Annotated in this window: 15 protein-coding genes and 1 tRNA gene; 8 read left to right on the top strand and 8 right to left on the bottom strand. The window is 54.0% G+C overall.

Features of this window, described 5'->3' with window-relative positions; genetic code table 11:
• Positions 1-72: 72 nt before the first annotated feature.
• From HOL66_06995 to HOL66_06980, 4 genes are all read left to right on the top strand, one after another.
• Entirely contained in the window at positions 73-324 is a 252-nt protein-coding gene (locus tag HOL66_06995; protein ID MBT5243973.1) for a hypothetical protein, read from the top strand.
• A gap of 135 nt (positions 325-459) precedes the next feature.
• Positions 460-882, top strand: a complete 423-nt coding sequence (soxY, locus tag HOL66_06990) for a thiosulfate oxidation carrier protein SoxY (protein ID MBT5243972.1) — start codon at positions 460-462, stop codon at positions 880-882.
• Positions 883-893: 11 nt separating this feature from the next.
• Positions 894-1232: a thiosulfate oxidation carrier complex protein SoxZ gene (gene soxZ, locus HOL66_06985; GenBank protein MBT5243971.1), complete on the top strand. Its 339-nt coding sequence runs from the start codon at positions 894-896 to the stop codon at positions 1230-1232.
• Positions 1233-1379: 147 nt separating this feature from the next.
• Positions 1380-1838 (top strand): hypothetical protein, encoded by a 459-nt coding sequence (locus tag HOL66_06980; protein ID MBT5243970.1) that lies wholly within the window; start codon positions 1380-1382, stop codon positions 1836-1838.
• Positions 1839-1848: 10 nt separating this feature from the next.
• Here the strand turns inward: HOL66_06980 and HOL66_06975 are convergent, their stop codons facing one another.
• The 3 genes from HOL66_06975 to HOL66_06965 all read right to left on the bottom strand — a co-directional run bounded on the left by HOL66_06975 (position 1849) and on the right by HOL66_06965 (position 5039).
• Entirely contained in the window at positions 1849-2727 is an 879-nt protein-coding gene (locus tag HOL66_06975) for a phosphoribulokinase (protein ID MBT5243969.1), read from the bottom strand.
• The gene (locus HOL66_06970) at positions 2728-3597 is read right to left on the bottom strand and encodes a phosphoribulokinase (protein ID MBT5243968.1); all 870 of its coding nucleotides are present in this window, start codon (positions 3595-3597) and stop codon (positions 2728-2730) included.
• Between the two features lie 137 nt (positions 3598-3734).
• Positions 3735-5039 (bottom strand): FAD-binding oxidoreductase, encoded by a 1305-nt coding sequence (locus tag HOL66_06965; GenBank protein MBT5243967.1) that lies wholly within the window; start codon positions 5037-5039, stop codon positions 3735-3737.
• Between the two features lie 112 nt (positions 5040-5151).
• Between HOL66_06965 and HOL66_06960 the strand changes: the two genes are divergently transcribed.
• Positions 5152-6330, top strand: coding sequence for an NAD(P)/FAD-dependent oxidoreductase (locus tag HOL66_06960; GenBank protein ID MBT5243966.1), 1179 nt, complete (start codon positions 5152-5154; stop codon positions 6328-6330).
• Between the two features lie 270 nt (positions 6331-6600).
• Positions 6601-7197: a hypothetical protein gene (locus tag HOL66_06955; GenBank protein MBT5243965.1), complete on the top strand. Its 597-nt coding sequence runs from the start codon at positions 6601-6603 to the stop codon at positions 7195-7197.
• A 113-nt stretch (positions 7198-7310) separates the two neighbouring features.
• Here HOL66_06955 and HOL66_06950 read toward each other — a convergent pair whose 3' ends face one another.
• The 4 genes from HOL66_06950 to HOL66_06935 form a co-directional block, all read right to left on the bottom strand.
• Positions 7311-7805, bottom strand: coding sequence for a hypothetical protein (locus HOL66_06950; protein MBT5243964.1), 495 nt, complete (start codon positions 7803-7805; stop codon positions 7311-7313).
• A 78-nt stretch (positions 7806-7883) separates the two neighbouring features.
• A tRNA-OTHER gene (locus HOL66_06945) sits at positions 7884-7993 on the bottom strand.
• Between the two features lie 366 nt (positions 7994-8359).
• Complete coding sequence (locus HOL66_06940) at positions 8360-10648, bottom strand: NADP-dependent malic enzyme (protein MBT5243963.1); 2289 nt, start codon at positions 10646-10648, stop codon at positions 8360-8362.
• A gap of 4 nt (positions 10649-10652) precedes the next feature.
• On the bottom strand, positions 10653-12332 hold the full coding sequence (locus HOL66_06935; GenBank protein ID MBT5243962.1) for a tetratricopeptide repeat protein: 1680 nt from the start codon (positions 12330-12332) through the stop codon (positions 10653-10655).
• Between the two features lie 108 nt (positions 12333-12440).
• Here HOL66_06935 and HOL66_06930 point away from each other — a divergent pair, with 108 nt between their 5' ends.
• Positions 12441-13538: a sorbosone dehydrogenase family protein gene (locus HOL66_06930; GenBank protein ID MBT5243961.1), complete on the top strand. Its 1098-nt coding sequence runs from the start codon at positions 12441-12443 to the stop codon at positions 13536-13538.
• 74 nt (positions 13539-13612) lie between these two features.
• A complete protein-coding gene (locus HOL66_06925) occupies positions 13613-15706 on the top strand; it encodes an AsmA family protein (protein MBT5243960.1) in 2094 nt (697 codons plus the stop codon).
• Here the strand turns inward: HOL66_06925 and HOL66_06920 are convergent.
• Positions 15703-17412, bottom strand: a complete 1710-nt coding sequence (locus tag HOL66_06920; protein MBT5243959.1) for a formate--tetrahydrofolate ligase — start codon at positions 17410-17412, stop codon at positions 15703-15705. The genes HOL66_06925 and HOL66_06920 overlap by 4 nt on opposite strands.
• Positions 17413-17524 lie beyond the last annotated feature (112 nt).

Genomic DNA, 17524 nt, shown 5'->3' with positions numbered 1-17524 from the left:
TTGAACCGGCCTCAGCCTGCTTCAAAATAGCGATGATCTGGCTGTCAGAATAACGTGATTGTTTCATGTTGAATCTCCTCAAAAAACATTACGAGAAAATTCTACTCATTTGTACCGCTAAAAATTGGGAGCATTACCCTACAATCCGCCATCGCCAACCTAAAATCGCAAAACGTCACCTTCCAGGTCTGCGCCAATACCCTGAAAGGTAAAAAAATATCGCAGGATTCATTGTACGAGGTTTTCGATGAGGACATCGTGCCTTCTGGCGTCGCTGAACTGGCTCACTTGCAGGCCCAGGGCTACACCTACATCAAACCCTAAAACGACAATAGATGTGCGGGCAATCAGCCAACCCTGCCAAAGGGTTGAACTGATTGCCCGAACGCGATAGCAGCGAGATCATTAATGGGAAACCACCCCGCCAACCCTGGCTTGATAGGCCGACGCGATTTTATCATGACAGGCAGTGCCAGTGCCCTGTTCCTGACGATCGCACCACTTAGCGCCCAGGCAACACCTGAAAGTGTCTTGGGTGCTATTGAAAAGGTTATTGGAGCGAAGGCGCCTAAAGAGGGTCGGGTCAAAGTCATCTTGGCCGAAATTGCCGAAAATGGCGGCACGGTGCCTTTGAAGGTGTCTGTCGACAGTCCCATGACCCCGGAAGATCACGTTCAGGCTGTTCATGTATTTACAGACGGCAACCCCTTTCCGGAAGTCGCCAGTTATTACATGGGGCCCCACAACGGTAAGGCTTACCTGTCGATCAGGCTGCGTCTTTTGAAAACCCAAAATGTTATCGCTGTTGCCGAAATGAGCAATGGTGAAACCTTTATCAGTCGCAAAAACATCAAGGTCACCATTGGTGGCTGTGGCGGTTGACGGAGAACTCAATGGCAAAAAGAAACATTAAACCCCGTGTTCGGGTTCCCAAAAAAGTCAAAAAGGGAGATGTGTTCGAGGTCAAAACCCTTGTCACCCATCCCATGGAAACTGGCATGAGAGTCGAGAAGAAAACCGGCCAGAAAATTCCTCGTGAAATCATTAATAAATTTGTCGCCACCTACAATGGCAAAGAGATCATGAAAGCGATCTGGCACCCGGCAATGTCGGCTAATCCATATTCAGCCTTTTATGTGGTAGCCCTGGAAAGCGGCCCCATGACATTCACCTGGTTCGACGACAATGAGGAAACCTACACGAAAGAGGTCATGCTCAACGTTGTGGGCTAGCCAAAGATATCTTTAGCTTTTCTTAAAACAGCCGCCTCTCATCGCGTAAAAGTGATTGATTTATGCCTACGCGTTCCTTGGAAGGTGTTTTGATGGTGTTATCATTGCCGCCATCCAAATAATTTCACTGCAAGGAGGAACAACATCATGATCGGAAAAATGCTCAAAGGCCTGGTCGCAGCACTGGCCATTTTCGGGACCGTATCGGCGCTTGCCCCAAGCCTTGCCGAGGCTCACCAGAAGCTTGTCATCCAGGTCAATACGAACGACGCGGCGACGATGAATATCGCCCTTAATAATGCCGCCAACGTCACCAAATATTTTCAGGAACAAGGCGAAGAAACCCCGGACATCGAAATCGTCACCTTCGGGCCGGGCCTACACATGTTGCGCAGCGATACCTCGCCTGTGAAACAACGTATGGAAGGTTTTCTGGCCGGAAGTTTCCCCAACGTTTCCTTCGCCGCCTGCGGCAACACCATGAAAAAGATGACCAAAAAAGAAGGCAAGGCCCCTGAGTTGCTTGAGGGTGTCACCAATGTGTCTTCTGGCGTTATCCGGATTATGGAATTGCAGGGCAAGGGTTACAAATACCTGCGGCCCTAGCGCGCACTCTTTATTTGGCGTCCATCAACTGGGCAAGAATCTGGGTCAGGATCAGTTCCATTGCCAACCCCATCTTGCCGCCGGGGACGACAATGGAATTGCGCCTGGACATCCAGGAATTGTCGATTTTTGACAGCAGGAACGGAAAGTCGATGCCGAATTTGTCGGGATCGCTAAAGCGGATGACGATGACGCATTCATCGACGGTGGGAACTTCTGTGGCGAAAAATGGATCGGATGTATCGACCGTCGGCACCAGCTGGAAATTGATGTCGGTAAGCTGAAACTGCGGGATCAGGTAATGCACATATTCATGCATCCGTCTTAAGATGGTGTCGATAACCGCCTGTTCGGAATAGCCACGCTGGTTGGTGTCGCGATGGATTTTCTGAATCCATTCCATGTTGATGATCGGCACGATGCCCAGCTTCAAATCAACATATTGGGCGACGTCAGCATCCTCGGTAACAACACACCCATGCAACCCCTGATAGAACAGCATGTCTGATTTTTCCGGCAAAGCCTCCCACGGCGTGAAATCGCCGGGCTTCAACCCTGCAATGCCGGCCTGATCCACGGCCGCTTGCGAGTGCAGGTACTGGCGGCGCTGGCCGGTACCGTTTTCGCCGTAACAACGGAACAATTCTTCCAGTTCGGCAAATAAATTGGCCTCAGGACCGAAATGGGAAAAATGCGGATTGCCCTCGCCCACCGCCTTTTCCAGTTCCTCGATCATTTTTGTGCGGCTGAAACGATGGAAACTTTCACCCTCGACGCTCGCTGCATTGATTTTCAAACGCCTGAAAACATGCTCAAAGGAATCCATGACGACCGGTGTGGCCGCCCCGGACGGACGCGCAAGGGCGATGATGGGATGTTTACTGGACACCTACTTATCCATCATTTTCCGCAGGATCGGCGCCAGGATCAACTCCATGGCCAGTCCCATTTTACCGCCGGGGACAACAATGGAATTGCGCCGCGACATCCACGAATCGTGAATCATCTGCAGCAGGTAGGGGAAATCAACATCGAAATCATCGGGCTGCCTGAAGCGGATAACGACCAGGCTTTCATCCGGCGTCGGAATATCGCGGGCGATAATCGGGTCCGATGTATCAACGATCGGCACCCGCTGGAAGTTGATGTCCGTACTTTTGAATTGCGGCACAATGTAATGAACATAATCGTGCATACGGCGCAGGATGGTGTCCATCACCGCCTCGTTGGAATAGCCACGCTGGCTGGTGTCGCGATGGATTTTCTGAATCCATTCAAGGTTGATAACCGGAACAACGCCGATTTTCAGGTCAACGAACTGGGCCATGTTGACGTCTTCGGTAACCACACAGCCGTGCAGGCCCTCATAGAACATCAAATCCGTGTCCGCCGGAATGTCTTCCCAGGGGGTGAACTCACCACCGCCGAGCCCCTCGTAGGGAGCGGCCTCGTCATCATTGTGTAAATACAGTCGACGCTTGCCACCGCCCGTTTCCCCGTAAGTCTTGAACAGGCTTTCAATTTCGGAAAACAAATTGGCTTCCGGGCCAAAGTGGGAAAAGTTCTGATTGCCCTCTTTTTCGGCCTCAACCATGGCTGCTTTCATCTCGACCCGGTTAAAGCGATGGAAACTGTCGCCTTCGATCACGGCGGGGCTGATGTCCTCGCGCCGGAAGACATGCTCGAATGCGTCCTTGACGGTACTCGTTCCAGCACCGGATGAACCGGTTACGGCAATGATTGGATGTTTCTTCGACACTGTGTGTTCCCTCTTAAAATCTAAAGACTCTTCACATCAAAATGTGAAAAAGGCCCCCGCCCCTATTCCCTAATATGGAGAATTCGCCAGCACCCTAACCGTTTTCAATAAAATGATCGCCACCCGGTAAGGTAGGATCAACCGAGGACGGAAAAACTGCTGTCCTCGTTGATCGCCCTGTTACGCGAGAAAAAGCCGACGTCGAGCGGTCGCTCCATGCGCTCCAGGGTATAGATAACCGGATCAGTGTCGTGATCCTGGCCCTTTTCACAAGCCTCGATTAGCGCCGTCATCATTTTCCCTGCGACCGGTGCGTTCTTGTACTGGTTACCGCTTGAGCCAATGGACAGATAGAAGCCATCCAGATCGGTCTTGTCGTAAATGGGTATCCAGTCCGGGGTGACGTCATAAAGCGAAACCACGCCTGTCGGGTGTTCGGGAATTCCAAGGGTCGGCATCCGTTGCGCCAGTCGCATGACCTGATAGCGCATCTGGTCGGTTGGGTCGGTGGAATAATTATCCGCATCGACCCATTCTTCGAGATCGCATTCAGGATTTTCACTGCCCACGAGGATACGGTTACCAACTTCCGGGCGGCTGTAACTGCCAACATCGCTGTCAGAGGTGATCAACCCGTCCTTTTCAATATCGAAACCGGCGGGGCCCGGAATATACGCGACCTCTTCCCGCAGGGCCCGGGTGGTCAGGGCCATCTTGTCCGCGACCCCGGCCATTTCGTTGATTTTCGATGAGTGAGGTCCGGCCACGTTGACAACCACCGGCGCATCGATTTCGCTGCCATCAGCAAGAGTGATACCCTGCACCCGGCCCTTGTCCTGACGAATGGCGGTCACATCAGCATTGAAGCGGAATTCCGCACCATGCGCCTCGGCTGCCCGCTGGGCGTTGTGGGTGCTCAACTGCGGGTCATTCATGTAACCCGCACAAGGAAAGAAGATGCCGCCTTCGATACTGCCGCCTGTCGGTTCGGCAAAGGCCGGATCGGTCGGTAGTTTGGGCGGGCTGTAGTTGGCAAGGTCCATGAACGGCAATTTGTTCAGAATGTCCTCAGGGCTCCAGTCCTGCCACGGAATGTCGAGAACTTTCATGTGCTCGATCATATGCTTCAGGCCACCGTTCTTCGGCGTCTTCATGACCAAACAGCCACTGTGACGGAATTCGGCGTGGCCCAACTCGTCAGGTGCCCCCAGATACCCGGCCCAGTCGAGCCAGTGGAAATAGTTCTCGTAAGCAAGCGCGGTGCCATCCAGTGTTGAATAATGGGTGCGAATGATGGCGCATGAGAAACTGGTCGAGCCGTAACCGGCGGCTGGCAAACGGTCAACGTTCAAGGTCTTCCAGCCCTTCTTCGCCATCTCGAAAGCCATACAGCTACCGATAATACCGGCGCCAATAATGATTGCGTCGTAACGGGTGGTCATGACTTTTGTTACTCCTGCCAAGCGAAGGCGAAACGGTGACACGGCGAGCCCACCTTAAACAAGGTTTTTTCGACATGCCGCATGCGATATAAGAACCCGAAAGGGAAGCATTTTGAAAAAGTATGACGTCATTATCATCGGCGCTGGGGCCGCGGGCCTGATGTGCGCCGTGGAAGCGGGAAAACGCGGACGCAATGTGCTGGTGCTCGACCACGCCCAAAAAGTGGCCGAGAAAATCCGTATTTCCGGTGGCGGCCGCTGCAACTTCACCAATATGCATGTGGGTCCTGAAAATTTCCTCTCTGAAAACCAGCACTTTTGTGTTTCCGCTCTCAGCCGCTATACCCCCGCAGACTTTATCGCGCTGGTTGATGCGCACGGCATCGCCTGGCACGAGAAAACCCTGGGCCAACTTTTCTGTGATGGCTCCGCGACACAAATCATCGACATGTTGCTGGCCGAATCGGACGAAGCCGGTGTCACCATCCAGAGCGCCACCTCCATCGGCGGCGTCACCAAAAAAGCAGACGGATTTCATCTTGATACGGATCGTGGCGCTTACGGGTGCGCCTCGCTGGTGGTCGCTTGCGGCGGCCCCAGCATTCCGAAAATAGGCGCAACCGGTTTTGGTTACGAAATCGCCCGCCAATTTGGCCTGGGCGTCATTCAGCCCCGTGCCGGTCTGGTCGGCCTGACTTTTGATGATGATCTCTGCCAGGCCATGAAAAAACTGGCCGGTGTCTCGCAAGACGTGGAGGTCAGTTGCGGCAAGGTTCGCTTCAAGGAAGCGCTGCTGTTCACCCACCGGGGCCTCAGCGGCCCGGCGATCCTGCAAATCTCCTCCTACTGGTTGAAAGGTCAGGAAATCGCCATAGACCTTGCCCCGGGCGTCGATGTGTTCGCGTATCTTAAAGACGCCAAACAGAGCCAACCCAAACAGGCCCCGACCAGCGTGCTGGCCGACATCCTGCCCAAACGCCTGGCCCGCGCAATGAGCGGAGATTATGACCAGCAACAACGCCTCGCCGATATCCCTGACAAAAAACTGGCGAGGCTGGCCCAAACCATCAATGACTGGCGGGTGAAGCCAAAAGGCAGTGAAGGCTACCGCACCGCCGAAGTCACCGTCGGCGGCGTCGATACCAAAGAGCTGTCATCAAAAACCTTCGAGGCCAAAAAAGTCGAAGGCCTGTACTTCATCGGCGAAGTCACAGACGTAACCGGCCACTTGGGCGGCTTCAACTTCCAATGGGCCTGGGCGTCGGGCTTTGCGGCTGGGGGTGTTGTTTAGGGGGCATCCAAAACGCGACACCCAATCCTCTCGCTGCCTTCCCGGCAAAACCATACAACCTGCTAACAACTTTCGTCATTCCGAATTTTTGCAAACTGTCGTCATTCCGGACTTGATCCGAAATCCAGTTCTTGATTCTGGCATCATTTTTGATAACACATGTAATTTACCCATCATTTACTCATTCACTATAATTTAAATGGGTAATTGACAACTAGTGAATTTTTTGCAAGAATTAAAACAAGTATACAATTCCTACGGAGGCATAAGATGAAATACAAAACTCAAAATCTTCGTGATGCCGTTTTTGATTATTTTACTGATAAAGGCACTCCCCTTGTTAGAATTGGCTCAGGTCAGCGTTGGGTGGTTGAACTGCCAAACGGCGAATACGCAAACCTCAAGGCATCGATAAGAGGGTCAATGATAACCTCGGCAAGAGGCTTCGACGCCGATGCCGAGTTGATAGGTATGGGAGATGATGTTTCTCGCGTTTTATGTGCCATGCTCATGCTTAACTCACACAAGATTGAACTCTATGATGTTCCCAAAATTGATGTTGTGAATCATTACCAGAAGGCACATGCGATCTGGGTTAAAGCCCACCCGGACACAAAAGGTAATGATATGCGCGTGTGTTATTTTCGCCCTGTCAAAGAAAATCTCGCGTGCGCCTATGTAGGCGAAAAGTGGGAGAAATATCACATAGATACTATTGATTTGAAGCGAAGAGGAGTTGCCACAACTGAGGGACTAGCCAATGCGGAAATTAAAGTTCCTGCGGAAGTTGTTGCAAATGCTAAAGCTGAAGTGGCCGAGGCTTATGGTATCACCGTAGATCAAGTCACAATTACGGTGGCTCTATAAGCTTTTATGAAAAGTGAAGAACTGGATTCCGGATCAAGTCCGGAATGACAGAGAAGTGGGGGCGGTATTTGTTTAGGTTTCACCGCAACTCTTATTCATGTTCCTAAGGTTTGTTAGGAAACATTTTCCTTAATTGTTGCTTTTCGAACCTTTTCCAGAATTGGGCGGTCCGAGTGGGTGCAGTAGACTCCTGCGTATAGCTTTCCTGTCGCTATCCATTCCTCAAGACTTTTATCATGGTTACCAATACCTTTCCACTCGCTACCCGGAGGTAGCTCTCTGGGAAGGTTTTGAGGATATCCAGAAAGCACCGGATTTGTAACCAATGCAGCGCTACTGGATTTTTCACGCCATCGGTGCCAAAAGGATTTGTATTCAAGCAAAACCATGTGTGTGACTGTTGTCGGTAAGCTCCCACGATTGACCGCTGTTACGACTAGATACCTTTTGTCTTCATTTATTTCTCCATTTCCAGCCAGAATCATTCCTGGTGAAACAGAGACAAAAACCCTCGCTCTCCCCTCAACCCATCGACGGACCTCAAGGGCAAGGGCACCAGTTGCAACGATGGCAGCATAGATAGCGACTACTGTTTGCCATTGAGACATTTAATTTCCTTATATGGTGAGCCCTCCAGCGCCAGCAAATAGATCAACAATGATGGAACTGAAGCATTAGGGGAAAAATGGGCGCAACGACAGGACTTGAACCTGCAACCTCCCGCCCCTAAAGTAGAACTGCATAGGAACTACGAGACGTCGAAAGCGGGTGCTCTATCCATTTGAGCTACGTCACGAATCTATCTCAAATTATACAACCCACGCTGACCTCCTCTCCAGCCTGAATTTATTCACAAGCTGTGGAGAGTTTGATTTGCCTTTTATGCAAAGCGAGTCGTACTGTTCATCAAATATATCATGCATCAACGGATACTGTTAATAAGAACCTAAGGTGAACATTAAAAATAATTCACTAGACATGACGTTGGATTAGGAGTCCTCGCTCATAAACAAAGCTCGCTTGACTAGCGAATTATGATGAAACTAATTTCGGGAAAACGCTGTAATCCCAGTAACACTCAACGTTAAAAAAAAACTGGACCCCGGATCAAGTCCGGGGTGACGTTGTATTTGTCGATGAGATTGGTGGGTGTGTTGCCCCCCTAACCCTCCTCCGCTTCCTTACTCGCAATATGCGCGTCAACCACGGCTACCGCGCTCATGTTGACGATGCCGCGGACCGTTACTGACGGGGTCAGGATGTGCACCGGTTTGGCCGCACCCAGCAGAATCGGGCCGACCGAGATGCCCTTGCCCAGCGCCTTGACCAGATTGAAGGCGGCGTTGGCGGCGTCCAGGGTTGGGAAGATCAGCAGGTTGGCCTGACCGGTCAGGCGGCTGCCCGGAAAGATGCGCAGCCGCAATTCCTCGTTTAAAGCGCTGTCGGCATGCATTTCGCCTTCGATTTCCAGATCAGGCAGCTTCTCGCGCAGGATTCTCGCCGCCTCTGCCATTTTTTCGGCCGATTTGGAGCGAGCGGAACCAAAGTTGGAATGGGACAACAGCGCCACCTTGGGCACTTCGCCAAAACGTTTGACGCCGTCGCAGGCCATTTCGGTCATTTCCACCAGTTCATCGACGTTGGGATCGCGGGTGATATGGGTGTCGCAGAAGAAGAAGGTGCCGCTCGGCAGAATAAGCGTGCTGAGGGCCGAAACATCCTGCACCCCTTCGGCCAGCCCCAGCACATTAAGAATGTATTCCAAATGCCAGGTGTACTGGCCGTAGGTGCCACAGATCATGGTGTCGGCCTCGCCCCGGTAAACCATCAGGGCGGCGATGACGGTGGTGTTGGTGCGAACAATGGTCCGCGCCGCATCGGGCGAGACGCCCTTTCGCTCCATGATTTTATGGAAAGTCCGCCAATAGTCCTCGTAGCGCGGATCAGCTTCCGGGTTACAAAGATCAAAGTCCCGCTCCGCTTTCAGCCTAAGACCCAGCTTCTCGATACGGCTGTCGATGACATCGGGCCTGCCGATCAGGATCGGTCGGGCCAGTCCTTCGTCGACGACGACCTGTACGGCGCGCAGCACACGCCTGCTTTCGCCTTCGGTATAGACCAGACGTTTGGGATGGCGCTTGGCCCGCTCGAACACCGGCTTCATCAACATGCCGGAACGGAAAACGAAGCGGTTGAGTTTTTCATAGTATGCGTCGAAATCCTCAATTGGCCGGGTCGCGACGCCGCTGTCCATGGCCGCCTTTGCGATGGCCGGGGCGATTTCGATGATCAGTCGCGGGTCAAAGGGTTTGGGGATCAGGTATTCGGGGCCGAACATCAAATCCTCGCCGCTATAGGCGCTGGCGACAACGTCCGATGATTCCGCCATGGCCAGATTGGCGATCGCCTTGACGCAGGCGACTTTCATTTCCTCGTTAATGGTCGTCGCCCCGACATCGAGCGCACCGCGGAAAATAAACGGGAAGCACAACACGTTGTTGACCTGGTTGGGGAAGTCCGAACGGCCGGTGGCGATGACCGCGTCCGACCTGACGGCTTTCACGTCATCGGGGGTGATTTCCGGTTCCGGGTTGGCAAGCGCCATGATGATGGGTTTGTCAGCCATCCGCCCGACCATATCCTTGGTCAGCACGCCGGGTGCGGAAAGGCCAAGGAAAATATCTGCCCCGTCGATAACGTCATCAAGGGTGCGCGCCTTGGTCTCAATGGCGTAGCGGTCTTTCTGCGGATCCATTTCCTTTTTGCGACCCTTGTAAACAACGCCGATGCGGTCAACCAGGGTGATGTTTTCAGGCTTGAGGCCCATGGACACAAGCAAGTTAAGACAGGCGATACCGGCGGCCCCGCCACCGGTCGAAACCAGTTTCACATCGGCGAATTCCTTACCGACAACGCGCAGGCCGTTAAAGATGGCGGCGCCCGAAACAATGGCGGTTCCATGTTGATCGTCGTGAAAAACCGGAATGTTCATGCGCTTGCGCAGTTCGGTCTCGACGGTGAAACATTCAGGCGCTTTGATATCTTCAAGATTGATCGCCCCGAAAGTCGGCTCCAGACTGGCGATGATGTCGATCATCTTCTGGGGGTCGGTCTCGTCAATTTCGATATCAAAAACATCGATGCCGGCGAATTTCTTGAACAGCACCGCCTTGCCTTCCATTACCGGCTTGGAGGCGAGTGGACCAATCGCCCCGAGCCCCAGCACGGCGGTGCCGTTGCTGATAACGCCAACCAGATTTCCACGAGCCGTATAGCGGGAGACATCGGCCGGGTTTTCGACAATTTCCCGGCACGCCGCAGCGACTCCCGGGGAATAGGCAAGGGCTAGGTCGCGCTGGGTTGCCAGTGGTTTGGTGGCAACGACCTCAAGCTTTCCGGGCTTTGGGTATTCGTGGTAGTCGAGTGCCGCTTGGTCAATTTTATCGGTCATGGTTTCAAGTCCATTCCATGTTTTTAATGTCTGTTGCGACCCTCTCCAAAAGGGCCTGCCAATCTTGTCCTGCTTCTTTTCGCATCAGCCGCATGGTCGGATACCAGGGCGTGTCCTCGCGTTCCACCAACCAGCGCCAGTCGCTGGGGTAAGCCAGCAGCGTCCACACCGGTGAGCCGACGGCACCCGCCAAATGGGCGACGGCGGTATCGACGGAAATCACCAGATCGAGATTTTTCAGGGCCGCCGCCGTGTCAGAAAAACTGTCAAAATCCTTACCCAGATCGATAAACCGCTCGGGCAGATTATTGTCTTCTTTCGGGCGATCTTTTTGAAGGCTAAAAAAGTTAACCCCCGGCACATTTAAACAGGAATCGAACAGGGCTAACGGGGCCGAACGGTTGCGATCGTTCAGGTGGGCCGCACCGCCGCGCCAGATCAGGCCGATTTTCGGGCCACTATACTGGCTTAAGCGCCCTTCCCACCCGGCGCTTAAAGTCGCGTCCGCCTGAAGGTAGGGATGATCCGCTGGAACCGTTTGCAGGGTCGTGCCAAGAAGCCGCGGCAGGCTTAGCAAGGGCGCGTGGATCAGATCATAGGGAGGCGGTGTTTCGCCGTGGGCGAAGACGGTGATGTTCTCGCCCATGTTTGAAACAAGATCAACCAGCGCCGGTTGGCACTCGAACACCACCTTGGCACCGCTTGCTACCAGCAACGGCAGATAGCGGCAAAACTGGATGCTGTCACCCAATCCCTGTTCGGCATGAATAAGGATGGTGCGTCCGTCCAACGGTTCACCGTTCCATTCTTCGCCGGGGAAATCGCGGTTTTCGACCATGCCCGCTACTTTCCAGCGCCACTCAAAACCCTTGAAGCCCTCAAGCAGGTCGCCATCGGTCATGTGGGCCATGGCCAGGTTATAGTTGGCTTTGGCGTCTTCCGGATCGATGGCGATGGCCTGGCTGTAGATGTCGCGGGCTTCCTCGAATTGCTGGCTGTCTTTGAGGACATTACCCAGATCGTTCAGGACCCCGGCATTCCCCGGGCTAAAATCAACAGCGCGGCGATGATGGCTTATCGCTTCTGTATAAGCGCCCTTTTCCGCCAGCACGTTACCCAGATTGCTGTGTGCCTCGCCAAAATCAGGATTGATCTGCAGGGCGCGAAGGCAGTTTTGTTCGGCTTCCTCTACCTTGCCTAATTCCAGCTGCACAGCACCAAGACCCGACAGGGCCTCGCTATAGTCGCCATCCAGAGAGACCGCGCGGAGGTAATGCTTTTCTGCCTCCACATAGTCCTCCGTCTGTTTCAACACATTGCCCAGGTTGTTGTGAGCCATGGCATAATCGGGCTTGAATTTCAGCGCCTTGCGGTAACATTTCCCAGCTTGACCAAGATCGCCCAGGGCCGTGCGGGCGTTGCCCAGATTATTATGGGCAATGAAATGCTTGGGGTTTGTCAGGACAGCCTTTTCCATCAACGTGCAGGCTGTCGGGTAATCGGCCTTATCAAGGGCGATGACGCCGAGCAGATGGTTTGCTTCGGCATGACCCGGATCAAGCTCGAGAATTTTATGGTACAGGTCTTCAGCCTCGTCCAGGTTTCCCGTTTGATGCTGTCCGAACCCCTGTTCAAGCAGCCGCGCGACCTCCTGGCTATCCGCACCCCCGGCCTTCTTGTTCATTTTTGCTTGTTGGCGTCTTAGCTTCCGGTTCAACCCGTAATCCTTTATATTTTTTCTGGAATCAGATCATTTTTATCCGAATGGGTGATAATACCAAGGTTAATGATTATGGGTGGTAAATTCCTGCAAAGATTGATTGGTGGCTTGTTTGGCCTGGCGCTCATCAGTTCGACGGCTTGCGCAGGTACAAATGATCGCTTGAGCGAGGTTCGCCTGCCACCGGGATTCTCCATTGAAATATTCGCAAGCGCCCCCGGTGTCCGTGCGATCACGGTTTCAACTGAACTAAAGACGGTTTTTGCCGGTTCCACGGATCACGCCGTCTACGGCATTCCCTTTGCCGGTGAAAAAGCCGGCAAGACCCTGCTTTTAAAGGCCGGTCTCACGGTTCCCCACGGGGTCGCCTGGCGGGATGGTTATTTGTATGTGGGCGAGCAGCACCGGATCAGCCGCTACCGGGGCGACAGCCTGCAAGCGCTCAGCAAAGCCCGCCCAGAAACTATTTTCGACGACCTGACCGATAGTGGCTGGCATGGTCGCCGTGACCTTGCCTTCGGTCCCGATGGCAAGCTTTATGTGAGCGCCGGTTCGCCCTGTAATATCTGCATGCCTGAAGGCAATCAGGGAGTCATTATCCGCATGAACCCCGATGGCTCAGACCCGGCCATTTTCGCACGCGGTATTCGCAATTCAGTCGGCATGGATTTTCACCCCCTAAGCGGAGCCCTTCATTTCACCGACAATGGTGCGGATCAAATGGGTGACGACCTGCCCCCCGAAGAATTGAACCGGGCAGAGAAAGCAGGCCTTCACTTCGGTTATCCGTTTTTCGGTGGCGGTGATGCCCGCACCGATGAATTTTCCAACCAAGCCCCCCCGGCGAGCGCCGTCCAGCCGGATTTAACCTTTAGCGCCCATGTCGCACCATTGGGTTTGCACTTCTACAAAGGCGGGATGTTTCCAGCGGACATGCGCGGTGATGCCTTCGTCGCCCATCACGGATCATGGAACAGGTCCATTCCAGATGGCTACCGGGTGGCCCGGGTGCGCTTTGATGAAAAGGGCCGGGCCCAATCGTGGGAGCCTTTCACCGAAGGGTTGCTAGCATGGGGACGGCCGGTCGATATCAATGAATTGCCTGACGGTTCCCTGCTGATTTCCGATGACCGGCAGGGGGTGATTTACAGGATTAGCTACACGCCCTGAATCCGGCATGTGGATTCCCCTACATTTCGGGCCTATAATAATTGTGAAATAAAAAAAATGTTCGGAGGACCCCCATGAGCAAGGCCATAAAGATCTTATCCGCCATTGGCGTGTTGTTAATCGCCCTCGTCATCGCCGGGGTCGCCATCATCAAATCAATCGATTTCAATCAATACAAGGGTGTGATTGCCGAACAGGCCAAGGCCGCGACCGGGCGTGATTTGACCATCGCCGGGGATCTGGACCTTTCCATTTCGCTGACTCCCAGTATTTCTGTCGATGGCGTCAGCTTTGCCAACGCCCCCTGGGGATCAAGTCCCAACATGGTTTCGATCAAGCATTTCGCCGCCGAAATGTCGCTGATGCCACTGCTGTCGGGTGAAATAAAAATCAATCAGGTGACCCTGCAAGGGGTTGAGCTTTTGGCGGAAAAGGACAAGTCCGGCAAAGCCAACTGGGATTTCGGAGCGCCGGCGACAAAAGCCCCGACGGCCCCAAGTGAGGGCGACGTTGTTTTGCCGGTGGTAAACAGCGTCAGCATTAAAGATGTCACCGTTACCTACAAGGACGCCCAGGCAGGACAGCAATACGCCCTTAAGCTGGACACCGTCGATTTGAAATCGGGCGGTTTGAGCGCCCCCCGCGATCTGATGGTTAAAGGAAATATCAACAATCAGGCCTTTAGCGTCGACGGTCAGCTGGGTTCCATTGGCGCCATCGGTGGTGGCGGTATGTTCCCGGTCAAGCTCGACATTGCCGCCCTTAAAGTCGCCATTGGCCTTGAAGGCAAACTTGGCGCACCGGATGGCGCACCCATGGCCGATCTGAAACTAAGCGTCAGCGGTGGTTCTCTCGATGAAACCCTGGCCGCAGCGGCGGCGCTGGAACCCAGCCTTAAGGGCATGGACCTGCCCATAAAGGGAGCCTTCAAAATCAACTCACAGCTGAAACTGGATGGACCGACTAAAATTTCCCTGGCTGACCTTGACCTTTCCCTTGGTCCGCTTGCGCTGACAGGCAGGGTTGCGGCTGATCTGGGCGGTGCCCGCCCGGCTGTCGATGTGGCGCTAAAAACCGATACCCTGAATCTTGATGAACTGCTGCCCAAATCAGACAAACCGGCGGCGCCTGCACCGACAAAAGCCAGTGACGGAAGGGTTTTCCCGGGCGATCCGTTGCCGCTGGATGGCCTTAAGGCCGCAGATGCGAAAGTCGCCTTCGATGCCGCCAAGGTGATCGTTCAGGGCATGGATATCACCAACGTCACGCTAAAATTGAGCTTGAAGAACGGCCGCCTGAGTGTTGACCCCTTGGGCGCGGTTGTTGCCGGTGGCAGGATTAACGCCAACGTGCTGCTCGATGCCTCCCGGGCAACGGCGGCCCTGAAAGCAAAAATCAGTGGCAAACAGATCGACTACGGGCAAATCCTTGTCCAGCAGGGCCTTGGCGACATGGCCACGGGCAAGGTTGATGTGAATGTCGATGTTTCCGGTTCCGGCCTGTCGGTCCGTCAATTGATGGCCGGTCTGAACGGCAAAACCCGTGTTCAGGTCAAGGATGGCAGGCTTGAGAGCGGTGCGCTCAACATTATCTCCACCGACATGCTCAATGTTTTTGACAGCCAGGACGACAAGGCGATCCGTTGTGCTGTGGTTCAGTTCAACATCAACAAGGGAATGGCTGGCGCACACGCCATTGTTTTTGAAACCGGTGGTATTTCCGTTATCGGTTCAGGCAGCGCCAATCTGGCTAATGAAACCCTGAAACTGCGCGTTGATCCACGTTCAAAGAAAGCCAATCTGGCGACGGTGGCCATGGTTCCGGTTGATATTTCCGGCACCTTCGCCAAACCCGACTGGCATGTGGACATGGCAGGGGCTGCCGGCAATGTGGTCGCCGGAGCGGCCCGCACAGGGGCTGCTATCGCCACCCTGGGATTATCCCTGCTGGTCGAAAAAGTAGCCAAGGAGACCGTTGCCCAAACCGACAACACCGACTACTGCACCCCTGCCCTTGCCGGAAAGAAGGTTGTCCCGGGCGCTATGAAAACTGCCGAAGCCCCTAAATCCCAGTCAGGCAGTGCGCCCCCACCCGCGCCAACCGAAAAGAAAAGCGACAACCCGCTTGAAAGCATCGGCAAAAGCCTGGGCGGGTTGTTCGGGAACTAGAAAAGTCCGGCGATAAGGCCATCCTTGTCGATGTGAATGTTGGTCGCTGCGGGAACACGTGGCAAGCCCGGCATGGTCATGATATCGCCGCAGACGACGACCAGGAATTCCGCCCCGCCCGAAAGCCGAACCTCGCGGATTGGCACAGCGTGGCCGGTTGGCGCGCCATATAAATCGGGATCGGTCGAAAAACTGTATTGGGTCTTGGCGATACAGATCGGGAAATGCCCGTAATCCTTTTGCAGACCATTGATCTGTTCGCGAATTTTCTTGTCGGCGATGATGTCTTCGGCCCCGTAAAGGGACGTGGCGATGGTGCGAATTTTGTTCCACAGGGTCATTTCATCGGGATACAGGGGATGGAAATTTGATTCCGCCTTCTCGATTTTGGCGACAACCGCCCGGGCCAGATCTTCGGCCCCGGCGCCACCGTTGCCCCAGTGATCGGATTCGACGGCTTCGACTCCCAGTTCGGCGCATTTCTGTTTGACCATTTCAACTTCCGCCGCCGTGTCAGAGGAAAATTTATTGATGGCGACAACGGTTTTCATGCCGAAGTGCGAAATATTCGAGACGTGCCTTTCCAAATTGACGAAGCCTGCCTCCAGGGCTTCCAAATTTTCCGCCTTCAGATCTGTTTTCTTAACGCCGCCGTGCATCTTCAAGGCCCTTATGGTTGCCACCAGAACGACAAGATCAGGCTTCAGGCCGGCCTTGCGGCATTTGATATCGAAGAATTTCTCGGCTCCCAGATCGGCACCGAAGCCCGCCTCTGTGACCACGTACTCACCCAGTTTCAAGGCCGTCTGTGTCGCCATGATGGTGTTACAGCCATGGGCGATGTTGGCGAACGGCCCGCCGTGAATGAATGCCGGGTTGTTTTCCATGGTTTGCACCAGGTTCGGCTTGATGGCATCCTTGAGCAGTGCCGACATCGCCCCTGACGCCTTCAAATCCTTAGCGGTAACGGGTTTACGTTCCCGCGAATAGCCGACGATGATATTACCAAGACGGCGCTGCAGGTCGGTCAGGTCCTTGGACAGGCATAAAATTGCCATCACTTCGGAAGCCACCGTGATGTCGAAGCCGCCCTGGCGGGGCGCACCGTTAGCGACGCCACCCAGCGAGGTGACGATATCGCGCAGCGAGCGGTCGTTCATGTCGACGGCGCGACGCCAGGTGATACGCCGGTTATCAAGCAGTGTTTTGTCGTTTTCGTGCCAATAGACGTGATTGTCAATCATCGCCGCCAGCAGGTTGTTGGCGGCGCCTATGGCGTGGAAATCACCGGTAAAATGAAGATTGATATCTTCCATGGGAACGACCTGGGCGAAACCGCCGCCAGCGGCGCCGCCCTTCATGCCAAAACAGGGGCCAAGGCTTGGCTCACGCAGGCACATGATCGCCCTTTTACCAATGCGGTTCAGACCGTCCCCCAGGCCAACGGTTGTTGTCGTCTTGCCTTCCCCGGCCGTGGTCGGGGAAATGGCCGTCACCAGGATCAGCTTGCCGTCCTTTTTCTTGTTTAAGGAATCAATGTAATCCAGCGACAATTTTGCCTTGTACTGGCCGTAAGGCTCCAGATGCTCATGCCCGATACCCAGCTTGTCAGCCGCGACTTTCGTTATGGGAAGCATGGTTGCACCCTGGGCAATTTCAATATCGCTTTTCGGGTTGGAATGCTGGTCGTTGCTGGCCTTTGCCATGATCATGCCCTCGCTTTGAAATTCTTAAAAATTAAAATGTCACCGGGATTATATCCGGGATTATGCTTTACCCCGCAAGCAAAAACGGCGGTGTTTCATTTACGACAATAAA

The organism is Rhodospirillaceae bacterium, assembly GCA_018662005.1.
In the GTDB taxonomy this organism is placed as follows: Bacteria; Pseudomonadota; Alphaproteobacteria; order Rhodospirillales; family JABHCV01; genus JACNJU01.
This window is presented reverse-complemented; position numbering and strand designations above follow the sequence as displayed.

What these genes read in the sequence shown, in the direction of transcription:
- soxY (MBT5243972.1), top strand. Translation starts at nt 460, where the DNA reads ATGACAGGCAGTGCCAGTGCCCTGTTCCTGACGATCGCACCACTTAGC.
- soxZ (MBT5243971.1), top strand. Translation starts at nt 894, where the DNA reads ATGGCAAAAAGAAACATTAAACCCCGTGTTCGGGTTCCCAAAAAAGTC.
- HOL66_06980 (MBT5243970.1), top strand. Translation starts at nt 1,380, where the DNA reads ATGATCGGAAAAATGCTCAAAGGCCTGGTCGCAGCACTGGCCATTTTC.
- HOL66_06965 (MBT5243967.1), bottom strand. Translation starts at nt 5,039, where the DNA reads ATGACCACCCGTTACGACGCAATCATTATTGGCGCCGGTATTATCGGT.
- HOL66_06955 (MBT5243965.1), top strand. Translation starts at nt 6,601, where the DNA reads ATGAAATACAAAACTCAAAATCTTCGTGATGCCGTTTTTGATTATTTT.
- HOL66_06950 (MBT5243964.1), bottom strand. Translation starts at nt 7,805, where the DNA reads ATGTCTCAATGGCAAACAGTAGTCGCTATCTATGCTGCCATCGTTGCA.
- HOL66_06940 (MBT5243963.1), bottom strand. Translation starts at nt 10,648, where the DNA reads ATGACCGATAAAATTGACCAAGCGGCACTCGACTACCACGAATACCCA.
- HOL66_06935 (MBT5243962.1), bottom strand. Translation starts at nt 12,332, where the DNA reads ATGAACAAGAAGGCCGGGGGTGCGGATAGCCAGGAGGTCGCGCGGCTG.
- HOL66_06930 (MBT5243961.1), top strand. Translation starts at nt 12,441, where the DNA reads ATGGGTGGTAAATTCCTGCAAAGATTGATTGGTGGCTTGTTTGGCCTG.
- HOL66_06925 (MBT5243960.1), top strand. Translation starts at nt 13,613, where the DNA reads ATGAGCAAGGCCATAAAGATCTTATCCGCCATTGGCGTGTTGTTAATC.
- HOL66_06920 (MBT5243959.1), bottom strand. Translation starts at nt 17,412, where the DNA reads ATGGCAAAGGCCAGCAACGACCAGCATTCCAACCCGAAAAGCGATATT.